The sequence below is a fragment of the Pseudonocardia adelaidensis genome, from assembly GCF_039543345.1.
Taxonomy (GTDB): domain Bacteria; phylum Actinomycetota; class Actinomycetes; order Mycobacteriales; family Pseudonocardiaceae; genus Pseudonocardia; species Pseudonocardia adelaidensis.
The window spans coordinates 165,538-178,454 of record NZ_BAABJO010000015.1 but is presented as its reverse complement, the minus strand read 5'-3'; the positions used below and the strand labels follow the sequence as shown (position 1 = coordinate 178,454).

General features: G+C 70.7%; 13 protein-coding genes. 7 read left to right on the top strand and 6 right to left on the bottom strand.

What is annotated here, in order from left to right; genetic code table 11:
• The 4 genes from ABEA81_RS21400 to ABEA81_RS21385 form a co-directional block, all read right to left on the bottom strand.
• Nucleotides 1-238 (bottom strand): hypothetical protein (locus ABEA81_RS21400; protein WP_345607024.1); only part of this gene is annotated, 238 nt, incomplete at its 3' end.
• A gap of 355 nt (nucleotides 239-593) precedes the next feature.
• Nucleotides 594-746 (bottom strand): hypothetical protein, encoded by a 153-nt coding sequence (locus tag ABEA81_RS21395; protein ID WP_345607023.1) that lies wholly within the window; start codon nucleotides 744-746, stop codon nucleotides 594-596.
• A 405-nt stretch (nucleotides 747-1,151) separates the two neighbouring features.
• Entirely contained in the window at nucleotides 1,152-1,457 is a 306-nt protein-coding gene (locus ABEA81_RS21390; RefSeq protein WP_345607022.1) for a DUF6458 family protein, read from the bottom strand.
• A gap of 483 nt (nucleotides 1,458-1,940) precedes the next feature.
• Nucleotides 1,941-2,672 (bottom strand): dienelactone hydrolase family protein, encoded by a 732-nt coding sequence (locus ABEA81_RS21385; protein WP_345607021.1) that lies wholly within the window; start codon nucleotides 2,670-2,672, stop codon nucleotides 1,941-1,943.
• A 567-nt stretch (nucleotides 2,673-3,239) separates the two neighbouring features.
• On the opposite strand from ABEA81_RS21385, the gene ABEA81_RS21380 reads away from it, so the two are divergent.
• The 7 genes from ABEA81_RS21380 to ABEA81_RS21350 all read left to right on the top strand — a co-directional run bounded on the left by ABEA81_RS21380 (nucleotide 3,240) and on the right by ABEA81_RS21350 (nucleotide 9,928).
• Nucleotides 3,240-4,181 (top strand): LysR family transcriptional regulator, encoded by a 942-nt coding sequence (locus ABEA81_RS21380; RefSeq protein ID WP_345607020.1) that lies wholly within the window; start codon nucleotides 3,240-3,242, stop codon nucleotides 4,179-4,181.
• A 540-nt stretch (nucleotides 4,182-4,721) separates the two neighbouring features.
• Nucleotides 4,722-5,654 (top strand): NAD-dependent epimerase/dehydratase family protein, encoded by a 933-nt coding sequence (locus ABEA81_RS21375; protein WP_345607019.1) that lies wholly within the window; start codon nucleotides 4,722-4,724, stop codon nucleotides 5,652-5,654.
• Nucleotides 5,602-6,216, top strand: a complete 615-nt coding sequence (locus ABEA81_RS21370; protein WP_345607018.1) for an NAD(P)-binding domain-containing protein — start codon at nucleotides 5,602-5,604, stop codon at nucleotides 6,214-6,216. The genes ABEA81_RS21375 and ABEA81_RS21370 overlap by 53 nt, the downstream gene beginning before the upstream one ends.
• Complete coding sequence (locus ABEA81_RS21365; RefSeq protein WP_345607034.1) at nucleotides 6,123-6,311, top strand: NAD(P)-binding domain-containing protein; 189 nt, start codon at nucleotides 6,123-6,125, stop codon at nucleotides 6,309-6,311. The genes ABEA81_RS21370 and ABEA81_RS21365 overlap by 94 nt, the downstream gene beginning before the upstream one ends.
• 6 nt (nucleotides 6,312-6,317) lie before the next feature.
• Nucleotides 6,318-7,067 (top strand): SDR family NAD(P)-dependent oxidoreductase, encoded by a 750-nt coding sequence (locus ABEA81_RS21360; RefSeq protein ID WP_345607017.1) that lies wholly within the window; start codon nucleotides 6,318-6,320, stop codon nucleotides 7,065-7,067.
• Between the two features lie 87 nt (nucleotides 7,068-7,154).
• Nucleotides 7,155-8,606 carry a carboxylesterase/lipase family protein gene (locus ABEA81_RS21355; RefSeq protein WP_345607016.1) on the top strand — a complete coding sequence of 484 codons (1,452 nt, stop codon included), beginning with the start codon at nucleotides 7,155-7,157 and terminating at the stop codon, nucleotides 8,604-8,606.
• 86 nt (nucleotides 8,607-8,692) lie between these two features.
• Nucleotides 8,693-9,928, top strand: a complete 1,236-nt coding sequence (locus ABEA81_RS21350; RefSeq protein WP_345607015.1) for a PP2C family protein-serine/threonine phosphatase — start codon at nucleotides 8,693-8,695, stop codon at nucleotides 9,926-9,928.
• On the opposite strand, the gene ABEA81_RS21345 is transcribed toward ABEA81_RS21350, so the two are convergent.
• Nucleotides 9,925-10,317: an ATP-binding protein gene (locus ABEA81_RS21345; protein WP_345607013.1), complete on the bottom strand. Its 393-nt coding sequence runs from the start codon at nucleotides 10,315-10,317 to the stop codon at nucleotides 9,925-9,927. The two genes, ABEA81_RS21350 and ABEA81_RS21345, sit on opposite strands and share 4 nt — an antisense overlap.
• 146 nt (nucleotides 10,318-10,463) lie before the next feature.
• Nucleotides 10,464-12,857: an excinuclease ABC subunit UvrA gene (locus ABEA81_RS21340; protein WP_345607033.1), complete on the bottom strand. Its 2,394-nt coding sequence runs from the start codon at nucleotides 12,855-12,857 to the stop codon at nucleotides 10,464-10,466.
• Between the last annotated feature and the right edge of the window lie 60 nt (nucleotides 12,858-12,917).

Genomic DNA, 12,917 nt, shown 5'->3' with positions numbered 1-12,917 from the left:
TGCTGTGTTCGCTGGCTTCGAGCGGCTCGTCCGCCGCGTCACCGTAGCTCGCCTTAACGAGATCGACGACGCCCGGCGCCCGCGGCTGGTCGCCGCGGGCGCGGTCGCCGCCTTTCGGGTCGGGCTCGACATGTGGGTAGCGAGTGGCGGTCGCCTCGACCTCTCCCGACTCGTCCTCGACAACCTCGACGACCTCACCACCGGCATCCTCGCCCGACCGGCAGCAGAGGGTGATCATCCCGGTCAGTGACCGGCTATGAAATGGCTTCTGGCACCACCGCCTCCTCCTTCGATCTTGTGGCTTGTGGGAGCGTGCGGACGGCGTTGTCGGTCATGACCCGCTCCGCTTCCAACATGAGTGGGAGCGGGAGGCGTCGCTGCGGCTGCGGGCCGGGGACGAGACGGTGCTGCGCAGCTACCACCAGCACGGCCGTCTGCTCGAGTCCGGCACCGCCGAGGACGCCGAGGCGTCCGCCGCGTGGACAAGATTCTTCCGGAACACCCCGGTCGCGCAGCAGGCGCCCGGTATCGGCATCAGCCATGAGGCCGCTCGAGCACGACAACTGACCAGGCGTAGCGGGCGGCGGACCCGGTCAGGCGGGCGCTGGCGGCGTAGGCGACGACGAGGCCGGGCAGCGCCCGCCGAAGATCATGACGACGTCCTCGATCGGGTGGCTGATCGTGTCGAGGCGGAGTCCCGTCTCCCGAGTAGGCGTAGCAGTCGAGACGTTGAGCACCTCAGCCATGAGCTGAGCGTACGAGCCGCCATAGAAATGACTACGCAGTGCATGCGCTGCGTTCATCGACGCACTCGCGCCTCGCCGTCCGGCCGCCAGCCCGCTCCGGGCTGTAACCCTTCGACGGCCCTCGCCAGCGCCACGGCCCGGCCGATTCGCCCGCCACTGCTCGATCGTCACCCGGAACCACACCGGCGTGCGGCCGATCTGCGTGTGCTCCTGGAGCTCGGTGTGGACCTGCGGCCGTATTCGGGGCGGCCGATGCGGGGCGGCTGTCACCGGTGCGACGCCGGAACCCTGCTGATGGCGCCACGGATCGGGCCGGAGCGTTGAGCCCGGTGCGTCCACCACCACCCGACGTGCCCGATGGTGCAGTGGCGAGGTCGACGCCTGGCCGCCACCAGCAACTAGTGGTCAGTAGCGCGGGTCGCGCGTCTGCGGCGCGGCGTAAGGGTCTTCGCGGACTACGCGCGTCGGCGGCACGGCGTGGGGGTCTTCACGGACGACACGCGTCGTCGGCACGGCGTGGGGGTCTTCACGAGTCGCGACGACAGTGCGGCTCTGGCGCGCCATCACCAAGCTCGCCACGAGCCCGATGATGCCGACCACAACAACGATCCAACCTATGAGCTCTAGGTCGATCGGGCCGAGGTCGACGTTCACAGCGAGCGCCAGGATGAGCCCGATCGCGATCAGGCCGATGCTTGATCCGATTCTCATGAACGTCTGTACCCCGTTCCGGGGGGGTCCGACACGTTGGCATCCACCACGTCCCGCCGCGGCGGGGATGATCTGGCGAGCTGCGCGAACCAAGGAGGTCTTTGGTTCTCGGGTCAACCGAGACTATCTTGCGCCCGCTGCCGAGCAGGCTCTCCGAATCACACTCGGTAGGAGCGCAGCCGACGCCCGGGAGCTAGATGGGGAGCGAAAGCGAGTCGTCTGGTGATACTGGGAGCTAGTCGGGAGGTCGATCACCAAGCAAGATGCAGGTAGAGGCGATGGTGTAGGCGGAGGGCAACACTCCTAAAGCGGGTGTCGCAGGTTCGAATCCTGCCGGGGGCACGCAGGTCAGCAGCTCGGGTCGCTGATCAGGTTATGCGACCGCATCTGCCGGCCACCGCCATCGAGGAAGGCCGGGACCTGTCCTCGATGGCGGCATCCAGGCCGACAGCTCCTATCATCTGCTGCTCGCCTGACCCGGCCTCACTTCAGGTGCCGGGCGAAGAACCGGTTCCCGTCGTCCCCCTCGAACTGCGGGACGCCGGTGTGCCCGCCCATGTTGGCGTGGAGCGTCTTCTCCTTGCTGCCGAAGGCGTCGAACAGGTCCAGGGCCATCTGCCGGTCGTTCCCCTCGTCGTCCCACTGCAGCAGGACCAGCAGCGGGATGGTGACCTGCCGGGCCTCCTCGAGCATCGTGCGGGGCACGAAGCTCCCGGCGAACAGAACGGCGGCCGAGATGCGCGGCTCGACCACCGCCAGCCGGGTGCCGATGGCGATCACCCCTCCCGCGTACCCGACCGGGCCGCCGACCTCGGGCAGCGAGAGGAGGGCGTCGAGGGCAGCCCGCCATTCCGGGACCGCCTTGTCGACCAGCGGGAGGATGAGCCGGTCGACGATCTCGTCGTCGACTGGCTCGCCGGCCTCCAGCGCCCGGCGCAGGTCGGCGCGGGCCTCCTCGGCAGTGGCGGAACGCGGCCGGTCGCCGCTCCCGGGGAGCTCGATGGTGGCCGCGGCGTAGCCCTCCGCCGCGCAGTGCCGGGCCCGGGCAGCCAGTCGGGGGTACAGCTTGTGCAGTCCGCCGGGGTGGCCCATCAGGATCAGCGGGGCCTGTGCGGATGCGGCTGCCGGCGTCCACAGGATGCCGGGGATCTCGCCGAGGGTGAACCCGCGTTCGAGGACACCGTCGTCGAGGCGCTGTTCGGAGGTGAATCGCATGGTCGTGCCTTTCGGGAGTGCTCGTGAACGGCGCTCCCGGACGACCTATCGCCCGACCGTGACTCCGGAGGGGAGCACCCATGTCGATTCGTTCACGGGTACCACCTCCTCGATCTCTCGCACGGCCGCCGGAAAGTAGCAGTGGTCGCAGTCGTCCGCCAACGGGTTTCGCGCAGGGCTCCGTGGCCGGCCCTTCAGGCGCTACCCCGCGTCGCGCACCTGGCGTGCGCCGAGGCCATCAAGGGAGGACGGTGCCCACCCGTTTGACCGTCCGGATCACGGGTGCGGTCTCCGAGGTAGCGGTAGAGGTCGTGGGAGTCACGGCAGGTGACCCGGCCATGAGGTTGGTCGGGGCCGTGGTGGCTGCCACCACGTCGGCCTGGATGGCGGAACCCCGTCGTCGGCGGCGTGGACGAGCTCCAGGTTGCTCGCCAGTGGACGCACACCCGAGCAGATCCGCCGCTCTCAGGCCGCCCTCGCGCAAGCGGTTGTCAGCGCCGCGCCGAGATGACGAGGTTCTTCCTGTACCTCAGTCGATGAAAGAACGAGTCCGGATAGATTTTGCTCATGCCAAGCCTGAGGGCGTTCGAGTGCCTGCTCGCAGCCGCCGATCTGGGGTCGGTGACCAGCGCCGCCCGGCACCTCCACCTCTCACAACCCGCGATCTCCCATCAGCTGGCAGCTCTCGAACGGGAAGCCGGGACCGCACTCCTGACCCGCGACCGCCGCGGCGTCCGCCTCACCGCCGCTGGGCGCGCAGCGCTGCCCGAGGCGCGTCGGGCCGTGGCCGCGGCCGGCGAGGCCATCCGGCTCGCCCGCGCGGTCGGGCAGGGAGTCGGCGGCGTTGTCCGGGTGGTGTGCGCGCAGAGCCTCACGGTGGCATTGCTGGCGCCCGTACTGGCGCGCTGGAACCTCGACCGGCCCGACGTCGTGATCTCCCTCCGGGAGAGCACGGACCCGGAAACCGCCTTCGCCATGCTGGAGTCCGGCGAGACCGACCTCCTGCTGTTCCCCGAGCTCGGCGACGCACGGTTCGAGTCGGCGACGGTCGCCGAGGAGGAGATCGTCGTAGCCCTCCCGGCACTGCACCCACTCGCCTCCCGGCACACCATCCGGACACGGGACCTTCGAGAAGAGCCGTTCGTACACTTCACGCCCGAGAACAGGCTCGGCGCGTGGATCGAGCGCCACCTCGACGACGTCGACCTGCGTGGGCCGGTGGTGGTTCGCACCGCCGTGACGACCCACGCGCCCCAGCTGGCCGCGGCAGGGCTGGGTGTGACCGTCGTTCCGGTCAGCGCCATCACCGCCGGCTTCTCAGGCGCGGTCCGCCCCTTCGAGCCTCGACGGAGACGACGCCTCGTCGCCACGACCACGACCTCGCGGGACCCGCTCGTCACACAACTGGTCGGTGATCTCCGCAGCAGCGGACTGCGGGTACCGGCCGACATCGCCCGACAGCTCGCGCCGGCCGAGGAACCAACAGCCGAACGCGACCCGGAGCTTTGACGCCGGGAGAACGGCACCCCGTTGCGCCGCGCTGGTGTTCCACCTCCCCCTGGTCTCCAGCTGTAGATCGTTACCCGGGGAGGGCGGCCACGGGCGGTCAGGATGCGGTCCGCGGGACGCGAGCCGGGTGCCGCTCATGGGCGGCGGGCATCCGGTGGGCGCACCGTTCCCGGCCCGGAGGCGGGGTTCGCCGGTGTCGCCCGCGCGGTTCGGGTCACGTCTCCGCTGATCATCGGCTGTGCCAGGGCCGGTTCTCGCCGCGACCTGCCGAGGGAGAGGCCGAACCGATGGTGCCCCCGAGCCGACCGGGCCGGCGGTACCTCCATGACCGCGGGTCCGCGGCTCGGGGTGCCGGACCGGCCACGCGGAGCACTCATCACGAACTCCGGCTGCAGTACTGGTCATTCGGATTTTTTATCGCGAGCCGCTGAACTATCGATGTTGTTGGGGGAATGCTCGCGGCTCGCCGATTGCTCCAGCTCACGACGCTCTCCTCGCCCACGGCGAGCGAGGGACATGTAGCGGATCAAGGGGAGTCTCATGGCGCGGGTTTTCGTCACCGGCGGTTCCGGGTTCATCGGCCAGGTGCTGGTACGTCGGCTCCTCGACGAGGGGAACGCGGTACGTGTTCTGGTCCGCAGTGCGGCGTCGGCGGTGAAGGTGTCAGCGCTGGGCGCAGTGCCCGTGCGGGGCGAGTTGACCGACCCGACCACGTGGCGTGAAGACGTCGTGGGCAGCGACGTGGTGTTCCACCTCGCTGCCGAGACGGACATCGCCGCCGACCGCGAGCGCCATGAACTCGTGTCGGTCCGCGGCACCCGGGCAGCGGTGGATGCGGCCCACCACGCGCAGGTTCCACGGTTCGTCCACTGCGGGAGCGAAGCTGCCCTCCTCGCCGGCGACCCGCTCGTGGAGATCGACGAGACCGCGCCGCTGCGGCCGGACTCGCAGGCCGCCTACTGCGCGGCGAAGGCCGATGCCGAGAAGATCGTCCTCGGCGCGAATGCCCCGGACTTCGCCACGGTGTCGATCCGTCCGAGGTTCGTCTGGGGGCCCGACAGCATCATCACCGACGGCCTGGTGGCCGCAGCCGAGGCAGGGCGGTTCGCGTGGATCGAGGGAGGCCGGCACACGACTGACATCACGTTCGTCGACAACGCGGTCGAGGGCCTTCTGCTCGGATGGCACCGCGGCCGGCCGGGCCAGGCCTACTTCGTGACCGACCAGCACCGCGTCATCCTGCGCGAGTTCCTGGAGACGTTGTTCGACATCCACGGCGTCGACACACCGATTCCCGACCTGGACGCCGAGACCGCCACCCGCGAGGTCCCCGTTCCCGCTCGATGGTTCCTCGGGCAGCCGTGCATCCTGCGGACGGACAAGGCCGTAGCAGAGCTCGGATACGTACCCGTCGTTTCGCATGCTGCCGGCCTGGACGCGGTCCGGCAGCACGTGGCTCTCGCCAGCGCCTGAAACTGATTCGAATTCAGAAGGAAACAACATCATGACGAAGATCAGCATCATCGGCCTGGGGACCATGGCCCGCACATTGGGTGTCCGAGCCACCGCCGCCGGTCACAACGTGCAGGTCGTCGGCCGTGACGCGGCCAGGGCTGCCGAGCTCGCCGCTGACCTGGGCGGGGCCGCCACCGCGAGCACCGTCGGTGACACCCCCACCGGCGACATCGTCATCCTCGCCGTGCCCTACGCCAGCGCGGCATCGATCGTTTCCGACTACGGGCCGGCACTGGCCGGCAAGGTCGTCGTCGACATCAGCAACCCCTTCGACTCGGCGCACACCGGGCTCGTCACGCTCCGCGACAGCTCCCCGCCGAGGAGATCGCCGCAGCGGCCGCCCCGGGTACGACGGTCGTCAAGGCGTTCAACACCCTGTTCTCCGGGGTCCTGGCGGCAGGTGAGACAGCCGGCCATCCCGTTGACGTGTTCATCGCCGGTGACGACGCCGATGCGAAGACGACGGTCTCCTCATTCATCACGAGCCTCGGGCTGCGCGCGCTGGACACCGGCGACTTGACGTTCGCACACTGGCTGGAAGGCATGGGTCTGGTGATCCTCGGACAGGGCATCCAGCGCGACGACTTCTCCCTCACCATCAAGATCCTCGGCTGAACCACCATGGACCTGACACTCACCGGCCGCACTGCTCTGGTCACCGGCGGGACCCGGGGCCTGGGCGCGGCCACCGTCCGCGCGCTGGCCGCGCGCGGTGCCTCCGTCGCCTTCAGCTATGTCCGCTCCAGCGCGGCCGCTGAGTCGCTGAGCCGAGAGATCCGTGCCGGCGGTGGCGCGGCCGCGGGGTTTCAGGCCGACCAGGCCGATGCGGCGGCCGCCGCCGGCCTGGCTCGGCGCGTGCTCGACCGCTTCGGCGCACTCGACATCCTGGTCGCCAACGCCTCGATCGACGCCTTCGGCCGGGTCGATGACCCGGACCGGGACGAGGAACTGTTCGATCGGTTCTGGGCGGTGACGCGCGCCGGGCTGATGGCCACCGTCCGGGCCGCCGCACGAGTGATCTCCGACAACGGCCGGATCATTCTGATCGGCTCCGGCCAGGGCGTCCGCGCCGGAACGACCGGTGTGGCCGACAACGCCGCGTCCAAGGCGGCCATCGACGGTTACGCCAAGGGACTGGCTCGTGATCTCGGCGCGCGCCGGGTGACCGCGAACGTGGTGCACGCCGGACCGATGGCCACCGACCTGGTCGCCGGCAACCAGGAGAAGCTGGGGCCGTTGATCGAGCGGCTCTGCCTGCCCCGGTGGGGCACCGTGGACGAGGTCGCGGCCGCGGTGACGTTCCTCGCCGGACCGGACGCCGCGTACATCACCGGAGCATCGCTGGACGTCGACGGCGGCTACAACGCCTGACTCCCGCCGACCTCCGGTCCGGGATCATGCAGGTCGTGGCCGGTAACCCGCGTGACGGCGCCGGCGGCCGGTGTGAGGGTGCAGATCATGACCACGCAGGTACGCACATCCGCCGGGTCTGTCCGAGGACGTCGGGAAGGCGGGGTTGCCGTATACCGCGGCGTTCCCTTCGCCGCGCCCCCGGTGGGTCGGGCCCGGTTCGCTGCTCCGCGGCCGCCGCGGCCGTGGGACGGCGTCCGCGAGGTCACCCGTTTCGGCCCACCCCCGCCACAGCCCGGCAGGTCGACCGAGGGTGACGACTGGCTGAACCTCGCCGTATGGACACCCGAGCCCGGCCGGACCGGACTTCCGGTCGTGGTGTGGATCAGCGGCGGCACGTACCTGAACTGCAATGCGGCCAATCCGCACCTCGCGGGCGCGACACTGGCGGCCGCCGGCGCGGTCGTGGTGAGCGCCCATTACCGGACCGGGGCCGAGGGCTTCGCCCGGTTCGACGGCGCGCCGGACAACCGTGGTCTGCTCGACCAGGTCGCCGCGCTCCGCTGGGTCCGGGACAACATCGCCGCGTTCGGCGGCGACCCGGACAACGTCACGGTCTTCGGCCAGTCCGCCGGGGCGGGATCGATCGCGGCGCTGCTGGTGATGCCGCAGGCGGCCGGCCTGTTCCGGCGGGCGATCCTGCAGAGCCTCCCGGCGACCTTCTTCACCGCCGACCTGGCAGCGGACGTCGCGAAGGAAGTCAGCGCCGAGCTCGGTCGCCCACCTCGGGTCGAGGACCTCGCCGACGTGGCTCCCGACGATCTCGTCGCGGCGGCACGTTCCGTGACCGGGAGTCTGCCGCAGCGCGAGGGCAGGTGGGGGCCCCTGGCGCACACCCCGACCCCGTTCTCCCCCGTGGTGGACGGTGAGGTGCTGCCCGTGGTCCCGTGGGTGGGCCTGGCCGGCGGTGCCGCCCGCGACGTCGACCTGCTCGTCGGCCACACCCGCGACGAGTTCAGCCTGCTCGCCCGCGGCCTCGGCGACATCGACGAGGCCGGGGTCGACACACTGATCAACGGGCTCGCGCCGACACCGGGCGCGCTCCGCTACCGAGCGGCCCACCCGTCCGCCGCCCCGAACGAGCTGCGCGATCTGGCCATGTCGGACTGGCTGTGGCGGATGCCGGCCCTCCACCTCGCCGAAGCTGCCCACGCCGGCGGGGCCGGGGTGTGGCTCTACGAGCTCTGCTGGGGGTTCAACTCGGTCGGGGCCTCGCACAGCCTCGACACCCTGCTCGTGTTCGGCACCGCCGAGATCGAAACGGGGCTCACGGAGGCCGGCCCGGACGCCGTGGCGCAGGCCCAGCACCTGTCGGACCTGATGCGGACCGAGCTCCTCTCGTTCGCGTCCGCCGGCGAGCCCGGCTGGGCCCGGTACCGGCCCGACGAGCGCCTCACGCGCGTCTACGGCGCGGATTCCACCCTCGCCCGGTATCCCGAGGAACGGTCACGCAGGATGTGGCGTGATCAACGGTTCGCTGCCCTGGACCTGACGAGCTGACGTCGTGCCCAAGACGACCGGTCGCAGCGGCAGGGCGATGCCTGCAGCTGGGGTCCGACCGGCCACGAAACCTCTATGGTCGGTCGGTGACGACTGCGAGTACGGCGTGGGCGCAGGTGCTGGCCCGGGTCGTCGACGAGGCGCATCTGACCTCGGGTGACCAGCTCTCGGCCCTCGTCGACGGCGCCGTGCGGCCGCTCGGGCTGGGGGCGGACGTGCTGGTCGCCGACCTGGCCCAGCGGGTGCTCACCCCGGTGGGCACCACCGCGGTGGCGCCGCTGAACGTGGTCGGCACGCTGGCCGGACACGCCTATCAGATGGGCGAGATCCTGGCCGGCACCGATCACTCGGACGGCGTCGTGCTGTGGACCCCGATCGCGGGAGGCGGCGACCGGACCGGGGTGCTCAGGGTGGCACTCGGTGAAGGTGTGGTCGACGACCTCGAGCTGCGGCAGCGACTCTGGACGCTGGCCGGGCTGGTGAACTACATCGTGACGACGAAGCTCGCCTACAGCGACCGGCTCCGCCGGCTGCGCAGCGCCGTCCCGCTGTCGGCGGCATCGGAGCTGCTGTGGCAGCTGTTGCCGCCTCGGACGTTCGCCACCGACCGGGTCGTGGTCTCCGCGCTCCTGGAGCCGTGTGCGCGGGTCGCGGGCGACGCCTACGACTACAACGCCGAGGACCAGGTCGTCGACCTCGCCGTGTTCGACGCCGCCGGGCACGACATCAACGCCTGCTTGACGACCGCGTTGGCGATCACGGGGATCCGCAACGGCCGTCGAGCGGGCGAGACCGATCTGGTCGCGCTCGCCGAGCGCGCCGACGAGCTGATCATCGCGCAGCACGGGCCGGTGCAGTTCGCCACCGCGGTGCTGACGAGGCTCGACACGGAGGCAGGGATCCTCGAGTACCTGATCGCGGGGCACCCGGCTCCGCTGCTCATCCGCGGCGGGCAGGTGGTCAAGGAACTCCCGGCGCCCGCCCGGGCACCGCTCAGCGTCCGCGTACCGAGGGACGAGGTGCCCGTGGTGATGCGCGAGCAGCTCGAGCCCGGTGACCAGGTGCTGATGTACACCGACGGCATCACCGAGGCGCGGGACGCCGACGGGGAGTTCTTCGGCGAGAAGCGCTTGGTCGAGTTCGCCGAGCACGCCGCGGCGGCGCAGCTGTCCGCCCCGGAGACGTTGCGTCGGCTCCTCGAAGCCGTCCTCGACCACCAGGGCGGGAAGCTGCAGGACGACGCGTCACTGCTGCTGGTCGACTGGGACCGGGGCGCACATGCGCGGATGTTCCCCGGCCTGGCCCACCAGGCCCGCTCCTAGCCGGGACCGACCGCGACGCTGCGCATGACGACCTCGGTGCCCTCGTCCATGCGCCACAGGTCGACCCGGTGCATGAAGGCCCTCATCATCGCGAGCCCGCGCCCGCGGTAGCCCGGGTCGGTCGGCGCCGGCTGCCAGCGTCCCCAGTCCCGCACCGCGATCTCCACATGGCGGTGGCCGCGCAGCCCGTCCGCCAGCCGCCGCGCGACGATCCGCATGGGCCCGGCGCGCCGGCCCGGGTAGGCGTGGTCGACGACGTTCGAGGCTGCCTCGTCGACCGCCACGATGATCTCGTCGCCAAGATCCTGCGGCCACCCCACACCGTCGAGCCATCGCCGGAACCGGCGCCGTACGAGCGAGAGGGCCGCGGCGTCGGCCACCATCGTCATGCGCAGCGCTGGTGCCTCGCTCCCAACGCTGCGCTCATGTCTGCGGGGGACGGGCCGCTCATCGACGTGGTGGCTCATCCGTCCCGGGTTCCCAGTCCCAAGATCACCTACGCCCCATCGAGCAAGCGCGGTGGTGTCCGAGCGGATCAGCCGCCGACGTACGCCGCGAGGTGCTCGCCGGTGAGGGTGGATCGGGTGGCGACGAGGTCGGCGGGGGTGCCCTCGAAGACGATCCGGCCGCCGTCGTGGCCCGCGCCGGGGCCGAGGTCGATGACCCAGTCGGCGTGCGCCATGACCCCCTGGTGGTGCTCGATGACGATGACCGACTTGCCGGAGTCGACGAGGCGGTCGAGGAGGCCGAGCAGCTGCTCCACGTCGGCGAGGTGGAGGCCGGTGGTCGGCTCGTCGAGGACGTACACGCCGCCCTTCTCGCCCATGTGGGTGGCCAGCTTGAGCCGCTGCCGCTCACCGCCGGACAGCGTGGTGAGGGGTTGGCCGAGGGTGAGGTAGCCGAGCCCGACGTCGGCGAGCCGGGCGAGGACGGCGTGGGCGGCCGGCGTGCGGGCCTCGCCCGCGCCGAAGAACTCCTCGGCCTCGGCCACCGACATCGCGAGCACCTCGCTGATGTCCTTGCCGTTGTCCGGGCCCCCGAGGTGGTATTCCAGGACCGACGCCTGGAACCGCTTCCCCTCGCACTCCTCGCACGTGGTGGCGACCCCGGCCATCATCCCCAGGTCGGTGTAGATGACACCGGCGCCGTTGCAGTTGGGGCATGCGCCCTCGGAGTTGGCGCTGAAGAGGGCCGGCTTCACGCCGTTGGCCTTCGCGAACGCCTTGCGGATCGGGTCGAGCAGTCCCGTGTAGGTCGCGGGGTTGCTGCGCCGCGAGCCGCGGATCGGGGTCTGGTCGATCGCCACCACGCCGTCTCGCCCGGCCACCGAACCGTGGATGAGCGAGCTCTTGCCCGAGCCTGCCACCCCGGTGACGACGGTGAGCACGCCGAGTGGGATGTCCACGTCGACGCCCTGCAGGTTGTGGGTGCTTGCGCCGCGCACCTCCAACGCCCCCGACGGCGTGCGCACCGAGGGCTTGAGCGAGGCGCGGTCGTCCAGGTGCCGCCCGGTGAGCGTGCCGCTGGCCCGCAGCCCGTCGACGGTGCCCTCGAACACGACCTCGCCGCCCGCCGTTCCGGCGCCGGGGCCGAGGTCGACGACGTGGTCGGCGATCTCGATCGCCTCCGGCTCGTGCTCGACGACGAGCACGGTGTTGCCCTTGTCCCGCAGCTGCAGCAGCAGGTCGTTCATCCGCTGGACGTCGTGCGGGTGCAGGCCGGTGGTGGGCTCGTCGAAGACGTAGGTGACGTCGGTGAGCGACGAGCCGAGGTGCCGGATCATCTTGGTGCGCTGCGCCTCACCGCCGGAGAGGGTGCCCGACGGCCGGTCGAGCGAGAGGTAGCCCAGGCCGATCTCGACGAACGAGTCGAGCGTGTCCCCCAGCGCCGTGAGCAACGGCGCCACCGACGGCTCGTGCAGGCCCCGCACCCATCCGGCCAGGTCGCTGATCTGCATGGCGCACGCGTCGGCGATGCTGATCCCCGCGATCTTCGACGACCGCGCCGCCTCGGACAGGCGCGTGCCCTCGCACTCCGGGCACGTGCTGAAGACGACCGCGCGGTCGACGAACGCGCGGACGTGCGGCTGCATCGCCTCCCGGTCCTTGGAGAGGAACGACTTCTGGATCTGCGGGATCAGCCCCGCGTAGGTGAGGTTGACCCCCTCGACCTTGATCTTGGTGGGCTCCTTGTGGAGCAGGTCGTCGAGCTCACGCTTGCTGAACTCCCGGATCGGCTTGTCCGGGTCGAAGAACCCGCAGCCGCGGTAGATGCGGCCGTACCAGCCGTCCATGCTGTAGCCCGGCACCGTGATCGCGCCCTCGTTGAGCGACTTGGTGTCGTCGTACAGCGCGGTCAGGTCGAAGTCGGACACCGAACCCACGCCCTCGCAGCGCTGGCACATGCCGCCGATGCGGGAGAAGGTCACCTTCTCGGCCTTGCCCTCGCCCCGTTTGAACATCCCGCTCGCCGAGACCGAGGCCACGTTGAACGAGAACGCCTGCGGCGAGCCGATGTGCGGCTGCCCGAGCCGGCTGAACAGGATGCGCAACATCGCGTTGGAGTCGGTCACGGTGCCGACGGTCGAGCGGACGTTGGCCCCCAGCCGTTCCTGGTCGACGATGATCGCGGTCGTCAGCCCGTCGAGGACGTCGACATCGGGCCGCGCCAGCGTCGGCATGAAACCCTGCAGGAAGGCGCTGTAGGTCTCGTTGATCAGCCGCTGCGACTCCGCGGCGATCGTGCCGAACACCAGCGAGCTCTTGCCCGACCCGGAGACGCCCGTGAACACCGTCAGCCGGCGCTTCGGGAGCTCGACGCTGACGTCCTTGAGGTTGTTCTCGCGCGCGCCGTGCACGCGGATCAGGTCGTGGCTGTCGGCGGCGTGCAGCGCGGGCGACTGCATGCCGGTACTCGTGGCCGTGCTCATCATCTCTCCGTTGGTGTGGGTGGGGCGACGCCGTCAGCTCTCGAGAGCCGCGGGCCGTCC